Annotated in this window: 15 protein-coding genes, 2 pseudogenes and 2 CRISPR repeat arrays; of the genes and pseudogenes, 15 read left to right on the top strand and 2 right to left on the bottom strand. The window is 70.1% G+C overall.

Annotated features, from left to right (window positions below):
* Window positions 1-82: 82 nt before the first annotated feature.
* Together ACFYU9_RS25845 and ACFYU9_RS25840 are read left to right on the top strand one after the other, a co-directional pair.
* On the top strand, window positions 83-544 hold the full coding sequence (locus tag ACFYU9_RS25845) for an HNH endonuclease family protein (RefSeq protein ID WP_389346181.1): 462 nt from the start codon (window positions 83-85) through the stop codon (window positions 542-544).
* Window positions 545-666: 122 nt separating this feature from the next.
* The gene (locus ACFYU9_RS25840) at window positions 667-900 is read left to right on the top strand and encodes a hypothetical protein (protein WP_389346180.1); all 234 of its coding nucleotides are present in this window, start codon (window positions 667-669) and stop codon (window positions 898-900) included.
* Window positions 901-1,271: 371 nt separating this feature from the next.
* Here ACFYU9_RS25840 and arr read toward each other — a convergent pair whose 3' ends face one another.
* Window positions 1,272-1,700 (bottom strand): NAD(+)--rifampin ADP-ribosyltransferase, encoded by a 429-nt coding sequence (gene arr, locus ACFYU9_RS25835; RefSeq protein WP_389346179.1) that lies wholly within the window; start codon window positions 1,698-1,700, stop codon window positions 1,272-1,274.
* Window positions 1,701-2,018: 318 nt separating this feature from the next.
* Here arr and ACFYU9_RS25830 point away from each other — a divergent pair, with 318 nt between their 5' ends.
* From ACFYU9_RS25830 to ACFYU9_RS25770, 13 genes and pseudogenes are all read left to right on the top strand, one after another.
* Window positions 2,019-2,594 carry a hypothetical protein gene (locus ACFYU9_RS25830; RefSeq protein ID WP_389346178.1) on the top strand — a complete coding sequence of 192 codons (576 nt, stop codon included), beginning with the start codon at window positions 2,019-2,021 and terminating at the stop codon, window positions 2,592-2,594.
* Between the two features lie 66 nt (window positions 2,595-2,660).
* Window positions 2,661-4,396: direct repeats of the CRISPR family, unit length 28 nt; unit sequence GACCCACCTCCGCCTGCGCGGAGAGCAC.
* 295 nt (window positions 4,397-4,691) lie between these two features.
* The gene (locus tag ACFYU9_RS25825; RefSeq protein WP_389346177.1) at window positions 4,692-7,487 is read left to right on the top strand and encodes a CRISPR-associated endonuclease Cas3''; all 2,796 of its coding nucleotides are present in this window, start codon (window positions 4,692-4,694) and stop codon (window positions 7,485-7,487) included.
* A 225-nt stretch (window positions 7,488-7,712) separates the two neighbouring features.
* A complete protein-coding gene (gene casA, locus ACFYU9_RS25820; RefSeq protein ID WP_389346176.1) occupies window positions 7,713-9,347 on the top strand; it encodes a type I-E CRISPR-associated protein Cse1/CasA in 1,635 nt (544 codons plus the stop codon).
* Window positions 9,344-10,054: a type I-E CRISPR-associated protein Cse2/CasB gene (gene casB / locus ACFYU9_RS25815; RefSeq protein ID WP_389346175.1), complete on the top strand. Its 711-nt coding sequence runs from the start codon at window positions 9,344-9,346 to the stop codon at window positions 10,052-10,054. Before casA ends, casB begins: the two co-directional genes overlap by 4 nt.
* A gap of 72 nt (window positions 10,055-10,126) precedes the next feature.
* Window positions 10,127-11,305 carry a type I-E CRISPR-associated protein Cas7/Cse4/CasC gene (cas7e, locus tag ACFYU9_RS25810; protein ID WP_389346174.1) on the top strand — a complete coding sequence of 393 codons (1,179 nt, stop codon included), beginning with the start codon at window positions 10,127-10,129 and terminating at the stop codon, window positions 11,303-11,305.
* Window positions 11,302-12,171, top strand: a complete 870-nt coding sequence (cas5e, locus tag ACFYU9_RS25805; protein WP_389346173.1) for a type I-E CRISPR-associated protein Cas5/CasD — start codon at window positions 11,302-11,304, stop codon at window positions 12,169-12,171. The genes cas7e and cas5e overlap by 4 nt, the downstream gene beginning before the upstream one ends.
* Complete coding sequence (gene cas6e / locus ACFYU9_RS25800) at window positions 12,168-12,845, top strand: type I-E CRISPR-associated protein Cas6/Cse3/CasE (protein WP_389346172.1); 678 nt, start codon at window positions 12,168-12,170, stop codon at window positions 12,843-12,845. The genes cas5e and cas6e overlap by 4 nt, the downstream gene beginning before the upstream one ends.
* Before the next feature lie 71 nt (window positions 12,846-12,916).
* Window positions 12,917-13,832: pseudogene (gene cas1e, locus ACFYU9_RS25795) on the top strand (type I-E CRISPR-associated endonuclease Cas1e).
* Between the two features lie 28 nt (window positions 13,833-13,860).
* The gene (gene cas2e / locus ACFYU9_RS25790; protein WP_389346171.1) at window positions 13,861-14,172 is read left to right on the top strand and encodes a type I-E CRISPR-associated endoribonuclease Cas2e; all 312 of its coding nucleotides are present in this window, start codon (window positions 13,861-13,863) and stop codon (window positions 14,170-14,172) included.
* Window positions 14,173-14,189: 17 nt separating this feature from the next.
* Window positions 14,190-15,015: direct repeats of the CRISPR family, unit length 29 nt; unit sequence GTGCTCTCCGCGCAGGCGGAGGTGGGTCG.
* 12 nt (window positions 15,016-15,027) lie between these two features.
* On the top strand, window positions 15,028-15,753 hold the full coding sequence (locus ACFYU9_RS25785; protein ID WP_389346170.1) for an ROK family protein: 726 nt from the start codon (window positions 15,028-15,030) through the stop codon (window positions 15,751-15,753).
* A pseudogene (locus ACFYU9_RS25780) lies at window positions 15,672-16,400 on the top strand (1-phosphofructokinase family hexose kinase); the annotation flags it as partial. The gene ACFYU9_RS25785 and the pseudogene ACFYU9_RS25780, both read left to right, overlap by 82 nt.
* Window positions 16,401-16,437: 37 nt before the next feature.
* Complete coding sequence (locus ACFYU9_RS25775) at window positions 16,438-16,683, top strand: PfkB family carbohydrate kinase (RefSeq protein WP_389346242.1); 246 nt, start codon at window positions 16,438-16,440, stop codon at window positions 16,681-16,683.
* Window positions 16,664-17,512: a ketose-bisphosphate aldolase gene (locus tag ACFYU9_RS25770; protein WP_389346169.1), complete on the top strand. Its 849-nt coding sequence runs from the start codon at window positions 16,664-16,666 to the stop codon at window positions 17,510-17,512. The genes ACFYU9_RS25775 and ACFYU9_RS25770 overlap by 20 nt, the downstream gene beginning before the upstream one ends.
* A 1,271-nt stretch (window positions 17,513-18,783) precedes the next feature.
* Here the strand turns inward: ACFYU9_RS25770 and ACFYU9_RS25765 are convergent.
* Complete coding sequence (locus ACFYU9_RS25765) at window positions 18,784-20,847, bottom strand: SpoIIE family protein phosphatase (protein WP_389346168.1); 2,064 nt, start codon at window positions 20,845-20,847, stop codon at window positions 18,784-18,786.
* Window positions 20,848-21,049 lie beyond the last annotated feature (202 nt).

The following is a 21,049-nucleotide window of genomic DNA, read 5'->3' as shown; positions in this document are numbered from 1 at the left end:
TGCCTCACCTCCATCATCACTTTCAGTGAGGCACAGCTGATAGGAGCACCTGTGACACATGTGACTCAGCCCTGGTTGAGCAATGCAGATAACACGCAAGGAAGTCATCCTGGCCGAGGCCGTCGAAGCACCCCAGGTCTCGGCCGGCTGCGTGCTGACGGGCGGGTCCTGGCTCAGCAAGTACGACAACGTCGTGGTCACCGACGCGGCCCGCCTCGACGTGGACCACTTCGTTCCGCTCGCTGAGGTGTACGACTCGGAGCAGACTCCCTGGAGCCCGGCGCGGCGGGAAGCGTACGCGAACGACCAGGACAGCCCCGACACCCTGATCGCTGTCACCGCGGCCTCGAACAGGTCCAAGGCCGACAAGGATCCGGCCGAGTGGCTGCCCTCGGACACTTCCTACCACTGCGCCTACGCCGCGACCTGGGTCGCCACGAAGCTGCGCTGGGATCTTGCCGCGGACGAAGCCGAACGTCAGGCGCTGTTCGGTTTGGCCGAGCACTGTCCCGCAGCCCTCGTCAGCTACGAGCCGGTTCCGTAGCACCAGAAGCCCGCTTGGGGCGCAGCCTGGCTCCCTGCCCGCCGAGCCGGCGGGCAGGGAGCCAGAAGCCGGGGGTCATCGACCGTGGGTGACCTCGGTTCTCGCCTCAGGCTGTGGCGGGAATGCTTGCCGCCGTGTGCCTGCCGGCCAGGGTGCCGAAGTACCGCTCGGTGTCCAGGGCCGCTGCGGCGGCGGAAGCGTCGAACTGCAAGTTCGGCAGTATCACCATCAACTGCGGCTACCCGGTCTCCGAGCACGTCTTCAGCGATGGCGCATTGCAGCAGTTCGTCATCGGCACGGACGCGGCGGTGTGGACCCGCTGGACCAATCCGCGTGCCTGGCGGCCGCTGCCGTGACTCCTGGCGACGGTGGCGGTACTCGGCGTCGGCTACACGCGCGCCGCGCTCGGAGTGCACTACGTGAGCGACGTGGTCGGGGTGTGGCTGCTGGGACTGGCGGTGGTGACGGCGACGAACCCTCGCCTTCGAGGCCTGGCGTGCGATACCGGCCGCCCCCCTCACCACCCCGGCCGAGGGCCTGGAGCCCGAGATCCTGACGGACACCCCGGAGCCGGCGAGCCGGCCCGGCGACCGATGACGCGGGATCGGACACATCGGCCGACCGACGGCAGCCGGCCAGGCCGTTTCGCCGAGGCACCCGGGAGGCTCGACCACCGGAGCCGGTTCACCGGCGGTCCCGTGCGACCCGCCTGCGGCGCCGACGTGCGTCAGTCCAGGATGACGGCGGCGCCGCGGCGTCGAAGCTCGGCCAGCCCGTCCTGCATGGCCTTGATCTGTTCGGGGGAGTGTCCGACCCAGCCCTTGAGCTCCGAGACGATCCGCACGGGATCGCTCGTGCGGTAGGAACGGGTCGGGTTGCCGGGCAGCTTCTTGTCGGTGACGTTGGGGTCATCTTCCACGAGACCGGTCGGCTCCACGACGTAGATCCGCCCCTCGCCGTCACCAGCGGCGAACTCGGCACCCCAGACGGCGGCGTCCAACGTCTCGGAGAAGTACACGTTCCGGGACACGCGACCCTCCTCGTAGTTGGACGGGTATCCGGGAACCAGCAGATCCCCCGGAGCGAGGTCTGCCTTCGTGCCGTGCAGGTACGTTCCCGCCTCGTACACCTGGAAGGGAACAGGGACACTGCTCATCGGCCACTCCTTCGATTGGGGCGCTGGTCCCACAGACAACCACAACGGCCGTCCCTGCGGGACCACGCCGGCTGGGCGCCGATACCGGAGAGAGCCGGCTCGTTGCCGCGAGGCCTGCTCAGGGTCCTGGCGCCACACCCTGGTGCCAGGACCTGCGCCGCCCCTCCTGCCGGAGCGGCCTTGTCACTCGCCCGTGGAATATGCGCGGATTCGCCTGCGCCCGCCCCACCGGATCAGCCCCTGTGAGGGATCCGGAGACTGCCGTCGCCTCGTACAACGGCAGCCTGACCGATACACGGCAGAAGGGGAGATCGGATCATGTGGGAGCCGGACGGGGCGGAAGGGCACGTGGGCAAGGTCGGGGTGCTGCTGGAGGACGGCACGGTGCCGGGCCCGGTGTACATCGACCTCGGCAGCAGCGGGCACGTCCCCAGCTTCACCGACTGGTGGTTCTACACCGGGGAGGGCCGCGCGCCGCTCGCGGAGCGGATGCGCGCCGTGTGCGCCTGCGGCTGGTACGGCGAGACGACCTACCCGATCGACTGGACGCGGGTCCCGCACCGCGAGCCCCACCTCTACGACACCTCGGGCCCGGAGAAGGACTGGGAGAACCACACCCGGCAGGTGAACGCCCGAACGGTGCCGCTGCCCGAGGACATCGCACGGCTCCTCTCACAGCTCCGCGAACGCCTGGAGGAGATCAAGGACGACGATCCCCTGACCGCGCTGCGGATCATCGGCGAGCTGGACTCGATCGTCGACCTCAACGGCTCCTACGTGGCCCGCCTGGCCACCAGGAAGTACGCCGACGAGGAGATCGCAGCGGCGCTCGGCAGCACCGAGAAGGCCACGGCTGCCCGGCTGCGCCGGTACGACAACCGCAGGGGCTACTGACCCTGGAGGGGCAAGCACCAGCACACGACCCGGCGAGGCCCCGATGAGCAGCACAGTCTCGAATCCCGACCCACCTCCGCCTGCGCGGAGAGCACGCGAGGCGGAGCAGCTCGCGGATGACCTCGGACGACCCACCTCCGCCTGCGCGGAGAGCACACCTCGACCTTCTCCATCAGCGGCGCCAGCACCGACCCACCTCCGCCTGCGCGGAGAGCACCGACGTAGCTTGCGCTGCATGTCGTAAACGGTCGACCCACCTCCGCCTGCGCGGAGAGCACGCCCCGTCCCGCTGATTGTGGATTCCGTCTCCCGACCCACCTCCGCCTGCGCCGAGAGCACACCAGGGCGTTGAGGCCCTGTGTGCGGTACTGCGACCCACCTCCGCCTGCGCGGAGAGCACGTACGAGGTCAGCTGCACGCGGTCGTACGCCGGGACCCACCTCCGCCTGCGCGGAGAGCACGGGTGGCTGGGGCGGACAGCCGGGCCTCAGGTCGACCCACCTCCGCCTGCGCGGAGAGCACGAGCCGCGGGGCTCTTCCTGTTTCTGTGTGGTCGACCCACCTCCGCCTGCGCGGAGAGCACGAGTCGTGGGGCCTCACCTGGGGCCTGGACGTCGACCCACCTCCGCCTGCGCGGAGAGCACGGGGCCCGCACCGACCTGCGGGCCCCTCAGAGGGACCCACCTCCGCCTGCGCGGAGAGCACAGCTTGTCGGCAGTGATGGCACCGGCCACGATCGACCCACCTCCGCCTGTGCGGAGAGCACATGTTCCGATCTCCGCCGCCCTCGCCGATGAGCGACCCACCTCCGCCTGCGCGGAGAGCACTCCGCCCGGGCCTTGGCCTGCTCGCCTTCGCCGACCCACCTCCGCCTGCGCGGAGAGCACGCCCTGGAATCCGTGGAGGGACAACCCGCGCTCGACCCACCTCCGCCTGCGCGGAGAGCACGACCTCGACCTCGCGGGCGTGCTCCTCGATGCCGACCCACCTCCGCCTGCGCGGAGAGCACATCCTCGGTGACACCGCGGTCGATGACGCGGGCGACCCACCTCCGCCTGCGCGGAGAGCACTCCGACCACGACCGCGAGACGCACACCGACATCGACCCACCTCCGCCTGCGCGGAGAGCACAAACATGCCTCCCAGATCCCGGCGACCTCGAACGACCCACCTCCGCCTGCGCGGAGAGCACACGATGCGCTACGTCATCGTCGACCGCTGGACCGACCCACCTCCGCCAGCGCGGAGAGCACAGCTGGACGTCATGCGCGAACTCGTCCTCACGCTACCCACCTCCGCCTGCGCGGAGAGCACGTCGTCCTTGGTGTTGTCGCAGACGAAGTCGCCGACCCACCTCCGCCTGCGCGGAGAGCACGGGCCGACGGCGGTGGAGCGGGAGTGGAAGTCCGACCCACCTCCGCCTGCGCGGAGAGCACCCGGTCGGCCTCGACATCTACGCCGTCACCGCCGACCCACCTCCGCCTGCGCGGAGAGCACGTCGCGCCCTTGATGATGATCTCCACGGGATCCGACCCACCTCCGCCTGCGCGGAGAGCACGAGCACTCCCGGCTCAGCGGCATTGAGCCCAGCGACCCACCTCCGCCTGCGCGGAGAGCACCTGACCCGACGGGGTCTTCAGAGGTTCGAATCCGACCCACCTCCGCCTGCGCGGAGAGCACGGCCTTGCGCTGTCCACCAACACCTCCGCCCGCGACCCACCTCCGCCTGCGCGGAGAGCACGAGCACTCCCGGCTCAGCGGCATTGAGCCCAGCGACCCACCTCCGCCTGCGCGGAGAGCACCTTCCTGAGCAGGCATTCTAAGAGGGCTTTGCCGTTTCTTGACGATTCTTTTCTTTCGAAAGGAACGCCAGCATGTCTGCCTCCACAAGCCTGGTCACAACGGCGAAGCCTACGGGACATCAGCCGGAGCAGTACGCCCTGCTGCAGTGCGCCGAGGCAGGCGTCGCACCACGAGGGCTTGCAGATCGGGGTGTTGTCAGTGGCACCTGATACCTGTGGTGTCGTGACAGAACTTGATGTCGTCTCCGCATGTGCCGCCGGCCCCGACTGCCGTCTGTGGGGTAAGGAACGCGGCTTGGAGCGCCCTTACCCGGTCATCTGCCATCTGCTGGATGCGGCGGCTGTGTTCGGCGTGCTGTGGGATGTGGTGCTGAGTTCCCGGACCCGGGCACGTATCGCGGATGCCGTGCAGCTGTCCGAGCCGGAGGCTCGGCAGGTCCTGTCGTTCTGGGCGGGCCTGCACGATCTCGGGAAGATCACTCCGCCTTTTCAGGCTCAGGTGCCTGCGGCTTTCGCGGCCGTGCGGAAGGAGTCAGTGTACTTCGCCGTTCCGGGGGCCGAGCACGAGACCGCTTTCCGGCATGAGGTGGCGACGCACTGGGCGGTGACCTCGCTCCTGGACGAGATCGGTTACCCGGGTGACCTCAATCGGATGCGGCGAGCGGTGAGTCATCAGGTGGCCCAGTTGCTCGGTGGTCATCACGGCGTGTTCGGTAAGCCGTTGTTGAAGCGGAAGCTGAGTGCCGGGAGTGTCCATGCACCAGGTCTCGGCGAGCAAGGTTGGGCCGATCAGCGCCGTCAGCACTTCAGCGAGCTGCGGCGGGTGGTGGGGGCGGTGGCCTTGCCGAAAGGTGGGCTGTCGGCTGAACTCTCCGTTGTCGTTGCCGGTCTGATCGTGGTGGCGGACTGGCTGGCGAGCCAGGCCGACTGGATCAAGCCGCTTCTGCCTGCGGCAGGGTGGAAGGCGACGCCCCGGGCGCTGGACGAGCACTGGGCCAGGGCGTCTTATGCCGCTCCCGGCGTAGTGAGGGCCGCACAGCTGGGCCGGGCGGATTTCGCTCTCCAGCAGTTCGAGGGGATGTTCCCGTTCTCCCCCAATCCCTTGCAACGGGACTTGGTGGAGCACCTTCCCGGGCTGGCGGGAACGCGGGGTTCCGGTCTGCTGCTGGTCACTGCCCCCACCGGTGACGGAAAGACCGAGGCCGCACTGTATGCGGCTGCGGTGCTCGGGCGGGTGGCGGGGGCGCGCGGGCTGTATTTCGCGTTGCCGACGATGGCGACGGCGGACGGCATGTTTCCTCGGGTGGCCGCTTTTGCCGATCAGGCATTGTACGGGGAGCGTGCGCTGACGCTTTTGCACTCCATGGCCTGGCTCGGGCCCGCCAACGATACTTCTACCGGCACCGGTTCGGCGGCAGCGGGTGGGGGTGCGGTGGTTGCGGAGCAAAGCACGGCGACCGCTGCCGGAACCTGGCTGCGGGGGCCGAAGCGCGGCCTTCTCGCGCCGCTGGGAGCGGGGACGATCGATCAGGTGCTGGCCGGTGTGCTTCCACTGCGGTACAACGTGCTGCGCCTGCTGGGTGTGTCGGACAAGGTCCTGGTGATCGACGAGGCCCATGCGTACGGACCGTGGATGCACAGCCTGATGACCCGGTTGCTCGAGTGGCTCGGGGCGTTCGGTGCTCCGGTGGTGCTGCTGTCGGCGACTCTGACGGGTTCCACGGTGGGTTCGCTGGTGAACGCCTACCGGCGGGGCGCCGGTTTCCTGGAGCCGGCGGAGGTGAGGCCGTGCTACCCGGGCTGGCTGTTCGCGGACGCGGCGAGCGGCCGGGTGTCCACGCCGCGTGCGACGCTGACTGAGCGGGCTCGGACCGTGGACGTCGAGGTCCGGGGTGTGAGTTGGGACAGCCTGGACGCTCCGGATTCGGCTGTCCGCAGGGGCGGGAGGCGCGAACGGCTGCGGGCGCAGTTGCGGCAGGTGGCGGACGAGGGTGGGACCGCTCTGGTGTGCTGTACGACTGTCGCTGAAGCCCAGGCGACCTACCGGGACTTGTGTGCGGCGTTTCCCGAACTGGACCGGCGAAAGGGTGGGCTTCGGATTCTGCACTCGCGTTACCAGGCCCGGGAGCGCCGACGGATCAGCAGGGACTGCGAGAAGGCGTACGGTAAGCCCGCCGCGGGCGAGGAGATCGGGGTGCGGGCGGGATCGATTCTGGTGGCGACCCAAGTGGTGGAGCAGTCGCTGGATTTCGACTTCGATCTCGTCATCAGTGATCTCGCTCCGCTCGCCCAGCTGTTGCAACGGGTGGGCCGGGGCCGGCGGCACCGGCGGGGGCCGAAGGGGCGGCCTTCCTGGGCGCAGGCGGAGGAGCGTCCCAAGCTGGTGGTCCTGGAGCCGGTAGACAGTGAGGGCCGCACGAAGGTTCCGCCGGTCTGGGGCGCGGTGTACGACCACGGGCTGCTTGTTCGCACCGCGGAGCTACTGCGCCGGGAGCAGGCGGGCGGGATCGAGGTTCCCGGCGATGTGCAGCGGCTGGTCGACGCCGTGTACGCGGCGGACTTCGTCGAAGGTCTGGATGCGGCGGTGAAGCAGGAACTGGCGCGGATGGATCTGGAACGCGCCGCGAAGGAGACGGCCGAGTCGCACCTGGCCCGGATGGCGACGATCTGCGCGCCGCATGATGTCGAAGGAGACCTCGGCAGGCTCAGCGCACTCCAGGACGGTGTGACCGAGGAGCTGCTGACGACCCGACTGGGAGCGGACACCGGTCGCGTGCTGCTGCTGTACACCCAGCCCGATGGGGAGTTGACGCTCGACGAGGAGGGCACGCTGAGCCTGTCCGCCTTGGCGCGCAGATCGACGCCCACGCGCGAGGAACTGGGCTCGATCATGTCCCGGGTCGCTCCCGTCCCCGGGGCGTGGCTGCCTGAGGGCGAAGGCATTCCTCATCCCGCCGGCTGGGAGAAGCAGGCGGTTCTTCGCGGGCTCGTTCTGGTGGCCGTGAACCGCGAACCGGACAGTACGAGCTGGCGCGGGCGTCACGGGAAACGATCATTTTCCGTCTCATCAGTAGGCCTTGAGATCCATTGAAGCCAGCTACCGGCAAAGCGCTCCCCCAGTAGCAGCAGGCTTGGTGAGATTCATCCAGCAAGGCACGCATCCCCCCGACGGGCCGAAGGGTGGCGTCCCCTGTCGGGCGGTACGCCCGCTTGCGCGGGCACGGGGGTGGGCTGACCCGATTGCCCCAGTGGCGGCAGGCGAGTCACCTCCGTCTGCACGAAGACCCCATCGCATTGTGACTCCTGAGAGGCATTGATGCCCGCACGTTCGCACAGCACAGCAGAAGCACCGCTCTTCCCGGTCATCTGGGCGCCGCACGCGCGCAGCAGTACCTCCGAGCCTCTCCCCCGGATGCTGGGCTTTCGTGAGCTGCTGCTGCGCAGCCAAGACATCACGGGGCTCGCGGTCGCCGAACCGCCCGCGCACTCGGCTCTGCTGCGCATCCTGTACGCCCTGACCGCGCGGGTCACCCGGCTCGACGAAAGCGGTCCCGGCGACTGGGGTGAGCGCCGCATGGACGTGGTCGAGGCGGGACGGCTTCCCGCCGAGGCGATCGAGGAGTACTTCGCCACCTGGGGACACCGCTTCTTCGTCTTCGACGGCGAAGGGGGACGGCCCTGGATGCAGGACCCGCGCCTGGCGGAGCAGTGCGACGCCGGCAATACCGCGGGCGTGAACAAGCTGATCGTGACCCGGCCCGCGGGCAACAACCACTCCTGGTTCACCCACGTCAGCCCACTGGCCCCCACTCTCCCGACGGTGTCCGAGGCCGTTCTCAATCTGCTGGTCTGGCACTTCTACGGGCCCTCCGGCAGATGCTCGGCCCGTGACGTGGGGGGTGTGAAGAGTGCCAGCGCCACCGCCGGTCCGCTGAGGACCGCGCTGTCCTACCACCCCGAGGGCGAGAACCTCTTCCAGACCCTCCTGGCAGGGCTCACCCCGCCGGAGGCCACGGTCCGCCGTGAGGTCGATCTGTGTCCGTGGGAGTGGGAGGAACTGCCCGATCCCGAGAGGCCGCCCACCGACCGAACCGGCCCGCTGGCGCTACTCACGGCCTGCTCCTCACATGCCCTGCTGCTCGTGGCAGACGAGGAACGACCGGATACGGTGGCGGACGCGTTCATCACATGGTCGTATCGCGGCGAGCGCATCCCCCGGGACGACGCCTATCTGATCTGGCAGATCAGCCAGCAGGGCAACCGCTACCCGCGGCCCGCGGACTCACGTCGGGGGCTGTGGCGTGATGTGGACGCCCTGCTGCTGTACGAGGCGGGCGGGCCGGCACAACCGCGACGGCCGAAGGTGTTCGACACCGCCTTCGAGGTCGCGGAGACCTTGCGGGTAAGGGCGCTGGGGTTCGAGCAGGAGGGCCAGGCCAAGGACCGGCAGTTCGTCGAAGGGTCCACCCCTCCCCTGCTGGGGCGGGTGGAGGAAGACGCCCCGCGCACCGAAGCCGCGGTGGGCCGGCTGCGCCAACTCGGTGAGCTATACGGCCACAGGCTGGAGCGCGCGGTGCGCAAAGCCTGGTCTCTCTACGTTGACGACCCCAAGGCCGAGCACTCCACCTGGTCCGCCGAGGCCGGCGCCCGCTACTGGCCGCAGGCGGAGACGGAATTCTGGTCGCGCTACCGCCGGCTCGACCGCTCCTCGGCCTCGCTCGATGCGGGCCTGGACCGAAAAGCGACGCGCAAGGCGTTCCTCGCCCTGGCAGAACGCAGCTACGACACGGTCACCGCACCCCTCGGGTCCCATGCGCGCGGTGCCAGAGCCGTGGCCGAGGCCCGTATCGAGCTGTACGGGGGCCGGCCCACCAACAAGGGCGCAGGAAGCGGCATCGCGGCCGGTTCCCGCCTCGAGCCCACCGGATCGGATCAGGGAGTGTCCGTATGACCACCCAGTCACCGCGCACGGCTGCCAGCCTTCGCCGAGAGCACCTGCACAAGTACGTCGCATGGATCACGGACGCGTGCCGCAACCCCGGCACCCGCAGCGCGCTGCGCGCGGGTCTGCGCCGGGACCTGGACCATGTGCGCCCGATGCACCGGATCGTGGCGCCCTGGCTTCCCCGCCACCGCCCTGTGCCCGAGACGGAAGAGCGCGCCTTCTACCTGATCGCGTCGATGATCGCCGACCGACCGCGGCACACGTTCACGGCCGAGGACGAACCCGCCGAGGAAGCCGTCCCTACGCCCCCTGCGGCAGATGGCCCCGGCTCGGCCCCGGCGGGCGAGGACGAGGACACATGGTCCGAGCGCTGGGGCCGGAGTCTGGGCCACTGCCTCGCGCAGGCTGTCGTCGAGGGCCCCGGGCGTGAACGCGAGATGCGCATCTCCAACGCCGAGGCTCGGCTGCACCTGCTGACCCGGCAGAGCGCCGCCGGGCTGCACCGCCACCTGCCGGCCACCGTGCGCCACCTGAGGCAGACCGGCATCGATGTCGACTGGGTCCGGCTGATGGAGGACCTGATCGCCTGGCCGGCGTTCTCAGGACGCATCAGCCGCCGCTGGCTCCAGGACTACTACCGCAAAACCAACGAAGACCAGCGCGACAAGAGCGACCAGGAGGACGAGAACGCCCTCCTGAACAACGCGCCGTAACCGCCTCTCGCCGGGCTGTTCCACAGCCCGCCCTCTCCTCCACACCACCCTCACCACAGAATGCGACCAGTCATGGCACCGAACACCGCCCGCTTCATCGACATCCACGTCCTTCACCCTGTCCCGTTCTCGAATCTGAACCGGGATGACGCGAACGCCGTCAAGACCGTGCAGTACGGAGGCACGTTGCGCACGCGGGTCAGCAGCCAGTGCTGGAAGCGCGCGGCCCGCGAGGACTTCCAGACGCACATCGGACAGGCCGCCCTGCGCACCCGGCGCATCGGCGAGCGGGTCGCGCGCGAACTGCAGGAGCGGGGGTGGCCGGCCGATCTGGCGCTGCGGGCCGGCGGACACCTCGCGGCGGGCAGCAGCATCAAGTTCGAACTGGCCAAGAACAAGGACAAGGAGATCATCCCCAACAAGGTCCTGACCAACGCCATGGTCTACGTCCCCGAGACGGCCGTCGGCGACCTCGCCGACCTCGCCGAAGAGTTCCGCCCGCTGCTGGAGGCGGCCAAGGACATCAAGAAGCCCGCGGACAAGAGCGTGCTGCCCAAGGACCGCATCGAGACGGTCCTGCGCTCCCGCAACGGAGTCATCAACCTCTTCGGCCGGATGCTCGCCGAGGTCGACGAAGCCGGCGTCGACGGCGCCGTCCAGGTCGCCCACGCCCTGACCACCCACACCACCGACGTCGAGGTGGACTACTTCAGCGCGGTCGACGACATCACCGCAGCCTGGAAGGACAGCACCGGCAGCGGCCACATGGGACACGCCGAGTACAGCGCCGGCACCTTCTACCGGTTCGCCACCATCGACCTGCGCGACCTGGCGGCGAACATCGGCCACGAGCCGGACGCGCTGCGCGAGCTCACCAGCGCTTTCCTGTCCGCCTTCATCGAATCGGTGCCGCACGCCAAGAAGAACTCCACCGCGCCGCACACCCTGCCCAGCCTGATCCACCTCTCCGTACGCACCGACCGTCCCGTCTCCTACGCGGCAGCCTTCGAAAAGCCGGTCCGCGCCACCGAAACCAGCGGTTTCGCCGAGCCCTCCGCCGACCACCTCAGCGCCTACGCCCAAGCGGCCAACACCATGCTCGGCAACGGCCGGATCCTCACCTCCGGCTTCCTCAGCACCAACTCCAAAGACCTGCCGGGCCTCGGCATCCGCTACGGCTCCCTCGACGAGCTCCTGGAGACCACCCTGGCCAACGCCCTCACCCCCGCACCGGCCGGAACCAGCGCATGAGCAGCCCCGCCCTGCCCGAGCCCGGCCTGCTGCTGCGGCTGACCGCTCCCCTGCAGTCCTGGGGCGAGCACAGCCACTTCACCGACCGCGACACTGCCGCCTTCCCCACCCGCTCCGGGGTCATCGGACTGCTGGCCGCAGCCCTGGGCCGCCGCCGCGGCCAGTCCATCACCGACCTGACCCGCCTGTCGCTGACCGTACGGGCCGACCGGCCCGGCGTGCGCCTGCGCGACCTGCACACCGTCGGCGGCGGCCTGCCCGCCAAAGCCACCGTCACCACCGCCGAGGGTAAAAAACGCAGCGGCGAGACCACCACACTGCTCAGCCACCGCCACTACCTCGCCGACGCGGCCTTCACCATCGCCCTCACCGCACCCCCCACCCCAGGCAGCACACAGGCGGAGCACACCGACCACCACGACCTACTCGCGCGCTGCGAAAACGCCCTGCGTTTCCCGCGGTGGCCGCTTTACCTCGGCCGCCGCTCCTGCCCGCCAGAAGGCCCCCTCCTTGTGGCCCGCACCGCCGACGCACTGCACCACCTGGTCCGCCTCCCCCTGGCCGCGACCGCCCCGGCACCCTCCGGCATCGAGTTCCTCTCCGACCGACCCCTGCACACCCTGCCCATCCCCGAGAACCTGCTCACCGCCGACGCGAGCGACGGCGCCCATCCCTCGGGCCAGGCCACCGACGAACCCCTCACCTTCCACACCACGCGCCGCACCTACCGGGCCCGCCCCCTCTACCGGCGCTCCCTGCACCTGCCCGCCGGGCAGTACGCGGGCCTGGGCACCAAGCAGCTCGACGCCCTGAACACCTACCTGTCCCGCCACCTGCCGGAAACCATGGAAGGAAACCGTCCGTGACCGTCTGGCTCACCCGTATCGCCCCCGACCCGCGCTCGGCCCAGGCCCGCAACGACACCGCCGGCACCCGCATGGGCCTCGCCCTCCACCAGCGCCTCATGGCACTCTTCCCCCCGGACGCCGGGCCTGACCCGCGAGCCCGGTTCAACGTGCTCTTCCGCGCCGAGGACACCCCCCACGGCCTGCACCTGCTGATGCAAAGCACCCACCAGCCCGACCTGGCCCGACTCCCCGAGAACTACGGGACCTCCCTCTCCCGCCCCCTCGACGCCCTCCTCGATGCCCTGCGCCCCGGCCTCACCGTCCGTTACCGCTGCATCGCCAACGCCGTCCGCCGCCCCGGACACACCACCCGCGCCCACTACAACCTCCCCGCCGTCGTCCCCCTCCACGGCACAGCGGCCGACACCTGGTGGGAAGGACAGGCACAGGCCGCCGGACTCACCCCCCACACCATCGAATCCACCTCCCTCGACGCCGCCAGCGGGCGCCACGGCAAGCGCGGCACAACCACCACCCACGTCCTCGTCCGCCACGCCCGCACCCGCTTCGACGGCACCGCCACCATCGAAAACCCCGAACTGCTCCGCACGAAAATCACCGAAGGCATCGGACGCGGAAAAGCCTACGGATGCGGCCTGCTCACCATTGCCCCCGCCCGAGGGCCCCAGTGACCACTTCCAACCCTGCACCGAACGCCGCCCGTTCCCACGGGCGGCGTCGCCTTGCCTCACCCACCGTCGCCATGCTCCCCCGCGTCGCGGACTCCCTCTCCTTCCTCTACCTCGACATCGTCCGCATCCACCAGGACGACACTGGAGTGTGCGCCGAAGTCACCAGCGAACGACGCGGCACCGAAACCGTCTACCTCCCCACCGCCGCCCTCTCCTGCGTCCTCCTGGGCACCGGCACCTCCATCACCGCCCGCGCACTGGCCACCTTCGCCCGCCACGGAACCACAGTCCTGATCACCGGCGCCGGCGGCGTCCGCTGCTACGCCGCCACCCTGCCCGACTCCCTCACCACCACCTGGCTGGAACACCAGACACGCGCCTGGGCCGACGACACCCGACGACTCGCCGTCGCCACCGCCATGTACGAAAAACGCTTCGGCCCCGGCACCGTCCCCGCCGGCGCCAACTTCAACCAACTCCGCGGCTTCGAGGGACAACGCGTCAAGCCCTCTACCAACTCCTCGCCCGCCAATACAAGATCGGCCGCTTCCGCCGCGCCTACGACCCGGACTCCTGGGACACCCAGGACCCCGTCAACCTCGCCCTGTCCTCCGCCAACACCTGCCTGTACGGCATCGTCCACGCCGCGATCCTCGCCCTCGGCTGCTCCCCCGCCCTGGGCTTCGTCCACAACGGCAACCAGCAAGCCTTCGTCTACGACATCGCCGACCTCTATAAAGCCGACCTCACCATCCCGCTCGCCTTCTCCCTCCACAATTCACCCGACCCCGAAGCCACAGCCCGCCGCTCCTTCCGCGACGGCCTGCGACTGTTCAAACTGCTCCCCCGCATCGTCACCGACATCCAAACCCTCCTCGCACCCGGTCACCCCACCAACATCCCTGACCCCGAAGAGCAACTCGTAGACCTCTGGGACCCCTCACCGGAACCGTCCCCGGCGGCACCAACCACACCCCCGGCCCCTGACCACGCCCCGCGTGAGAACCCCACCACCATGCCCTCGATGATCGTCATCTCCGCCACGGCCGTACCCGCCCACCTCCGCGGCGCCCTCACCCGCTGGCTCCTCGAAGTCACACCCGAGCTGTACATCGGCACCGTCTCCGCCCGCGTCCGCGACGAACTCTGGACCTCCGTCACCGCCTGCACCGCCGACGGCGCTGCTGTCCTCGCCTATCCCGCCACCAACGAACAAGGCTTCACCCTCCGGACCGCCGGCAGCCGACGGCGCTCACCCATCGACTTCGACGGGCTCACACTGATGGCCTTCGAGAAGAAGAGTCAAGAAATGGAAAAGCCCTTTTAGAATGGCAGGTCAGGAAGGTGCTCTCCGCGCAGGCGGAGGTGGGTCGACTGACAGCCCCACATGGCTCATCGCGTCCTCGTGCTCTCCGCGCAGGCGGAGGTGGGTCGTCCCAGACCTGTTGCGTGGTCAGGTGCGTCTTGTGCTCTCCGCGCAGGCGGAGGTGGGTCGAGGTGTCGGCGCGAAAACCGAGTGACCCACGGGTGCTCTCCGCGCAGGCGCAGGTGGGTCGGCGCGAGTCGATGTTCTTGACGGCAGGGTCATGTGCTCTCCGCGCAGGCGGAGGTGGGTCGCGGCTGTGCGACATACGCAGCGAGTCGGGCCGGTGCTCTCCGCGCAGGCGGAGGTGGGTCGCGGCTGTGCGACATACGCAGCGAGTCGGGCCGGTGCTCTCCGCGCAGGCGGAGGTGGGTCGGTTCTCCGTCAGGTCGCTCGTCGTGCCTGGTCGTGCTCTCCGCGCAGGCGGAGGTGGGTCGCCGGAACCCACCTGAGTTCCGGCGGCCGACTCGCCATCGCGCTCTCCGCGCAGGCGGAGTGGGTCGCCTTCTACCGCTCTATCAAGCGGGCGGTCTTCGTGCTCTCCGCGCAGGCGGAGGTGGGTCGGCCTCGTCAGGTCCCCTAACGGCCCGCAGGACGTGCTCTCCGCGCAGGCGGAGGTGGGTCGACGCCCGCGACCAGGTCTCGCCCTCTTCGCCGTGCTCTCCGCGCAGGCGGAGGTGGGTCGGTGCGCATCATGGCCATGCAGCAGCAGGCCCAGTGCTCTCCGCGCAGGCGGAGGTGGGTCGGTCACCGGCGAACTCGCCACCGACCCGGTCTCGTGCTCTCCGCGCAGGCGGAAGTGGGTTCGTCCCCCGAATCGTGGACGACCAGCGACAACGGGCGGTCCACTCCGTCAACATCGGCTGGCGCGACCTCCCGCTCGCCGCCCGGCTCCAGGACGCCTGCAGACTTCCCGTCACCCTCGGGCACGACGTCCGCGCGGGGGCGCTCGCGGAGAACACGATCGGCGCGGCCCGTGGTTCGCGGAACACGCTGTTCGTTCCCGTCGGCACCGGCGTCTCCGCCGCCGTGATCTGCGATGGGCGGCTCCTGCACGCCGACGGGTACGTGGGGGAACTCGGCCATGTCGTCGTCGAGCCGGGCGGCAGGCAGTGCGCCTGCGGCAGCCGGGGGTGCCTGGAGACCGTGGCGTCCGCCGCGGCCATTCAGGAGGGGTACGCCGCACGGTGCGGCCGCCCCATCGACGGATCGGCAGAGGTCGCCGACCGCGTATCGCGGGGCGACGCCGACGCGCGGACCGTCTGGGACCGGGCCGTCGCGGCGCTGGCCACCGCCTTGGCGACAGCCACCACGATGCTGGCTCCTGAGCTCATCGTCATCGGTGGTGGCCTCGCCGAGGCGGGTGAGCTCCTGCTCCGGCCGCTGCGGGCCCGCCTCGACGAGGCGCTCACCTTCCAACGGCGGCCTCTGCTGGTCCGCGCGGCTCTGGGCGACAGGTCCGGATGCCTGGGTGCGGGCCTGTCCGCCTGGGAGGCGACCGGCCGGCCGGCAGTGTCCGAGGAGGACGGGGTGCGGACCTCGTGATCCTGACCGTCACCCTCAACGCGGCCCTTGACGTCACGTACGAAGTCGCCGCCCTGAGGCCCCACGGCTCGCACCGCGTCCTCGCCTCCCACGCCCGCGCCGGGGGCAAGGGGATCAACGTCGCCCGGGTCCTCTCCGCGCTGGGCCGGCCCGCGCTGGTCACCGGTCTCGTCGGCGGTCGGAGGGGCGAACTCATACGGAAGGACCTGCGTGCCGCCAGGCTCCGCGACGAACTAGTGGACATGGGCCTCGACTCCCGGCGCACCCTGACCGTCGTCAGCCACGAGGACGGCGACGCGACGGTGTTCAACGAGTCCGGCCCCCAGGTGGACCTCACCACGTGGACCGAATTCACCTCTCGGTTCGACCGGTTCGTCCGCTCCGCCCGGGTGGTCGTCCTGTCCGGCAGTCTCCCGCCCGGGCTTCCCTCCAACGCGTACGCGCAGCTCATCCGACTGTCCTCGCGCTCGGGCGCGGCCACGATCCTCGACACCAGCGGCCCGGCCCTCCTGGAGGCCCTGGCCGCCGAGCCGGACGTGATCAAGCCCAACGCGGCGGAGATGGCCGAAGTGACCGGCTGGAACGACGTGATCGGCGGGGCGACCGAGCTGCGGGCGCTCGGGGCGAAGGCGGTCGTGGCGTCCGCCGGGCCCAACGGTCTGCTCGCCGTCACTCCCCGGGGGGATCTGGCGTGCCGCTCCCCCGCGGCAGCTGACCGGCAATCCCACCGGCGCTGGGGACGCCTGCGTCGCCGCGCTCGCCGCCGGTCTCGTCGACGGCGCCGGCTGGCCGGAGCTGGTCCGCGAGGCCGTCGCCCTCTCGGCCGCGGCCGTGCCCTGTCCCGTAGCCGGTGAGGTCGACGCGGACCTCTACCGGAGCATCCGTACCGACGTATCAGTGGAGAAGATCCATGCCCCTCACCCCGACTGACGACATCATCCGCCCCGCCCGCACCGCGGGCACGGGCGTCGGCGCGTTCAACGTCGTGCAGGTCGAGCACGCCGAGGCCATCGTCGCCGGCGCGGAGAGCGCGGGACTGCCCGTCATCCTGCAGATCAGCGAGAACACCGCCCGGTACCACGGCTCCCTCGCCGTCATCGGAAGCGCGGCTCTCGCAGCCGCCCGAGCGGCGCGGGTTCCCGTCGCCGTGCACCTGGACCACGCCGAGTCCGCGTCCCCCGCGTCCCTGGTCCGGGAAGCAGTCGAACTCGGCTTCACGTCCGTGATGTTCGACGCCTCCAAGTCTTCGTACTCGGAGAACCTCGCCGCCACCGCCGCCGTCACCTCCTCCTGCCGACGCCAGGGTGTGTGGGTGGAGGCCGAGTTGGGCGAGGTGGGCGGCAAGGACGGTGCGCATGCGCCCGGCGCCCGCACCGACCCGAAGGAGGCCCGGGCGTTCGTGGAGGTCACGACCGTCGACGCCCTGGCCGTGGCCGTGGGCAGCTCGCACGCCATGCGCACCCGTGACGCGGCCCTCGACTTCGCGCTCATAGGACGCCTGCGCGAGGCCGTCGACGTACCGCTCGTGCTGCACGGCTCCTCCGGGGTCGGAGACACGGATCTCGCCAAGGCGGTCGAGTCCGGCAAGGTGAACATCTCCACCCACCTCAACGCGCTCTTCACCCGTTCCGTACGGGACCACCTGGCCGCGCATCCCGAGGCCGTGGACCCCCGCACGTACCTCGGCCGCGCGCGTGACGCGGTCGCCGAGGAGGTGGCACGCCTGCTGTCACTTCTCGCACGAACCGATGTCGCCTGATGGGCCCCTGCACACGGCGCCCACCCGGCTCCGGTACCTCGTCCCCGAAACGTCACCGGCACGATCCATAAGGGAAAGCACCATGCGCAAACCCCTCGGTCCGAACGGCGGACTGCTCAGACGGGCAGCCATCCTCGCCAGCCTGCTCCTCACGGTCACCACACTCGGTGGCCAGGCAGCGAGCCAGGCACGCGCCGCCGCGGGAACCGCGATCAGCGTGGACGGCAACAGCAGCGGACGCACCTTCGACGGCATCGGCGCGATCAGCGGTGGTGGTGGCAACACGCGCCTGCTGCCCCGATCGAACGCCCCCCCCGGGGGGCGCGAGCGCTATCGCGCCATCGGCCTGGCCGACATTGGCTCTGCCATGAAATCGGGTTCTGGCACAGAAGCACGCCCCTCGTTTGTGTGCCGGCTCGCCGCCGCCACGGGCCATCGGTCAGGGGTCCACCCCGTGCCGACCAAGATCCGGGCCATACGCGGACCAGCGGCCTGCAGCTTGGCCGAATCGTGGCCGTTTCCGCAGGTCAGCGGCCACGCAAGGCGTGTACCACCAGCACTCGAAGAATCTGCTGGGGAGCTACTCCCCGAAGAAGCTCGGCTTCTTCTAGGGACACGAAAAGAGGCGCCTGACCTGGGCTTTTGCCCGTCAGGCGCCTCTCGTTTTCCTCGCCTAGGGAGGGACGTACGGGGAGAGCGACGACTCGGACGGCCTGGCCGAGGCCCACCCGGAGGGCCTGCCTGAACCGCCCGGCCCGATCCGGTGGAGACCGCCGGGTGGCTCTTGAGCCACCTGCTGGACGACGCCAACGACGCCACGGACACGGACCTGTTCGACTACCGGTAGGTGCTGGGTGAGCCGGGCATGGCCCGGGCCCACCCCTTGGTGGTGGCCGCCTGGCGGGCCAGCCCCAGGGGGGCGGAGAAGTCCCTCACGGAACGTCTCCTGCAGGCGGACGGCGGCAGCGTGGACGCGCCGGCCACGATCCACACTGCGGGCCTCGCCCCGAACGGCCACGCCCACCTCTTGATCGCCAGGGAGCTGGAGGCGGCGGGCCGCATGATCGAGGCCTCTGGAGTGGGCCGAACGCGGCCTGCGGGAGGCCGAGTCCGCCTGGGGACCGGACGAGGAACTGGCCACCTTCGTCTGCGATCGGTACGCGCGACAGCCACCCGGCTGACGTGGTCACCGTCCGCCATGACCTGCGGCAGGCCGCCTCCCGCCGGCCGCGTACCAGTAGCGGCCAAGACACAACGGACTCGACGCCTCCTCAACGGGCGCGGCGGACGCGGGCGAGGACCAGAACCGCGTCGTCGGCCGGCTGGGCGGGCAGCATGCTCGCGAGGATGCGGTCCGCCATTGCTTCCAACGGGCCTGGGGGCCCGCCCAGTTCGGCGCGCAATGCGTTCAGACCGACCTCGAGGTCCGCACCTCGTTTCTCGATGAGGCCGTCGGTATACAGGGCGAGACTCGCGTTCCCGGGGAGTTCGATCTCGATCGCCCGGAAAGGACAGCCGCCGACGCCGAGAGGGACTCCCAGGACGTCGTCGATGGTCTCCACTGTGCCGTCCGGCCGGAGTACCAGGGGCGGAGGGTGGCCGGCGCTGGCGATGCGGGCTCCTCCGCTCTTCGGGTCGTAGACGATGTACAGGCACGTCGCCAGCTCGATGCCGGCCTCCTGGGCGCATGCGTCGAGCTCGGTGAGGAGGTCGTCGGGTTCGCTGTCGTGCCTGGCCAGAGCCTTGGCGGTGATACGAAGGTGGCCCATGGCGGCGGCGGCCGACACACCGTGCCCCATCACGTCGCCCACCACCAGGGCGACTCGGCCGTCGGACAGGCTGATCACGTCGTACCAGTCTCCGCCGACCTCGGTGATCCGACTGCCGGGTACGTACCGGTGGGCCACGTCCACGTACGGGCTGGTCGCCAACGCGCTGGGCAACAACGCCCGCTGCAGGGTGAGGGCGATGTCCTGGACGCGGCTGTACAGACGGGCGTTGTCCAGGCAGATCGCAGCCCGTGAGGCGAGCTCACCGGCCAGGCTGACATCGTCCCGGGTGAAGGCCGGCCGGCCCGCGGACCGGCCGAACATGGCGATTCCCTGGACCGTGCCCCTGGCGATGAGCGGGGCAACGAGGACGCCGGTCAACCCACTCTCGGCGAAGAGCCGTGAGCGTGACTCGATGAGGACGGTCCGGGCCAGGAGCTCCTCGTTCACCACGGCGGAGATGGCGCGACCGGTCCTCAGCATGTCGTGGATGAGGGAGCCGGGCGGATACCGCACCGTCTCCACCCCGCTCACGAGTTCGGTGGCCGGAGGGGGCAGGATCGTCCCGGAGGCGATCCTGCGGGTGAACAGCGGTCGCGCCGGGTCAAAGTCCTCTGCCTCGTCCATCCGCTCCACGACTTCGACCACGGCGCCGTCGCAGAAGTCCGGCATTGAAGCGTCGACCAGCTCCTGGGCGGTGACGTTCACGTCCAGGGTGGTCCCGATGCGAGTGGAGGCCCCGGCCAGCAGAGCCAGCCGTCGACGGCTGGCGGTGGCTTCCAGGATGGCCTGTTCCCGGTCGGTCACGTCCAGCATCAGCCCGCCCACTCCGGGGCGCGAGCCGACCGCCTGGCTCAGGGGGAAGAAACTCACCGACCGCACCTGATCACGGTCCGGATGCCCCCGCGGACGCGTGCCCACCAGGGTCCCCACGACCGGTGCTCCGCCCAGGGCGACGCCGCGGAGCATGCGCTGGTACTCACCGCCGTCGGACATGATCATGATTTCATCCATGCGCCGCCCGAGGTGGGCCTCGATCGGCAGACCGTCCATGTCGGCGAGCGCCTGGTTGAGGTGGACGTACCGGAGGTCTTGGTCGAGCATGACCAGACCGATGGGGCACGTCTCGAAGAGCGCGTCGAGGAAGGCGAGGTTGGTCTTGACCCGATCGAGCTCGTCGCTGCGGCTCGCCAGGACCATCACCACCGGAGGTCCGCCCGATCCGGTCACGGAGAAGGCCCGGAAGCCGCAGTCGAAGACGGTGCTGTCACGATGCCGGGCCGGCAGCCGCCGCCTCCAGTAACCCTGGGTCCGGCCTCGCTCGGTCAGCCGGGAGCACGGATCGGGGGCACCCGGGGGGCCGTCGGCGAAGAGAACGGCGCCGGGCTTCGACAGGACGGCGGTGACGTCATATCCGAAGAGGTCCCGCGCGCCGGGCCCCCAGTAACAGACGAGGTCTCTGTCATCGAGGCCGAAGACGGCCACGGGCACGTGCTCCAGCAGCGTCCCCGGCTCGGACCAGAACGGGCCGTGGGTCTCCTCGCCCCCCGGCCGCGCCGATGGCACGAGATGTCCCCTTCCACTCGCCGTTCCATCCATTATCCGGACACCCCGGGCATTCCGCGGCGCGAAGTGCGCCGTGGAGAAGACTGAGCCGAGAGAAACGCCCCCGGCCGCCGGTGGCCGGCTCAGCGCAGCAGGCCGGAACCGGCGCGGGCGGCACGTCGTAGCGCTCGTCCCGTCCCCCCCTCCACTTCCCTGAACCAGC

This window comes from Streptomyces sp. NPDC004327, assembly GCF_042873935.1.
Taxonomy (GTDB): Bacteria; Actinomycetota; Actinomycetes; order Streptomycetales; family Streptomycetaceae; genus Streptomyces.
Note: the sequence above shows the minus strand (reverse complement) of the source record. Positions and strands in the feature narration are given on the sequence as shown.

Excerpts from the sequence above, each read along its gene's own strand:
- casA (WP_389346176.1), top strand. The coding sequence starts at position 7,713 with ATGCCCGCACGTTCGCACAGCACAGCAGAAGCACCGCTCTTCCCGGTC.
- cas7e (WP_389346174.1), top strand. The coding sequence starts at position 10,127 with ATGGCACCGAACACCGCCCGCTTCATCGACATCCACGTCCTTCACCCT.
- cas5e (WP_389346173.1), top strand. The coding sequence starts at position 11,302 with ATGAGCAGCCCCGCCCTGCCCGAGCCCGGCCTGCTGCTGCGGCTGACC.
- ACFYU9_RS25845 (WP_389346181.1), top strand. The coding sequence starts at position 83 with ATGCAGATAACACGCAAGGAAGTCATCCTGGCCGAGGCCGTCGAAGCA.
- ACFYU9_RS25840 (WP_389346180.1), top strand. The coding sequence starts at position 667 with ATGCTTGCCGCCGTGTGCCTGCCGGCCAGGGTGCCGAAGTACCGCTCG.
- ACFYU9_RS25830 (WP_389346178.1), top strand. The coding sequence starts at position 2,019 with ATGTGGGAGCCGGACGGGGCGGAAGGGCACGTGGGCAAGGTCGGGGTG.
- casB (WP_389346175.1), top strand. The coding sequence starts at position 9,344 with ATGACCACCCAGTCACCGCGCACGGCTGCCAGCCTTCGCCGAGAGCAC.
- ACFYU9_RS25770 (WP_389346169.1), top strand. The coding sequence starts at position 16,664 with ATGCCCCTCACCCCGACTGACGACATCATCCGCCCCGCCCGCACCGCG.
- arr (WP_389346179.1), bottom strand. The coding sequence starts at position 1,700 with ATGAGCAGTGTCCCTGTTCCCTTCCAGGTGTACGAGGCGGGAACGTAC.
- cas2e (WP_389346171.1), top strand. The coding sequence starts at position 13,861 with ATGCCCTCGATGATCGTCATCTCCGCCACGGCCGTACCCGCCCACCTC.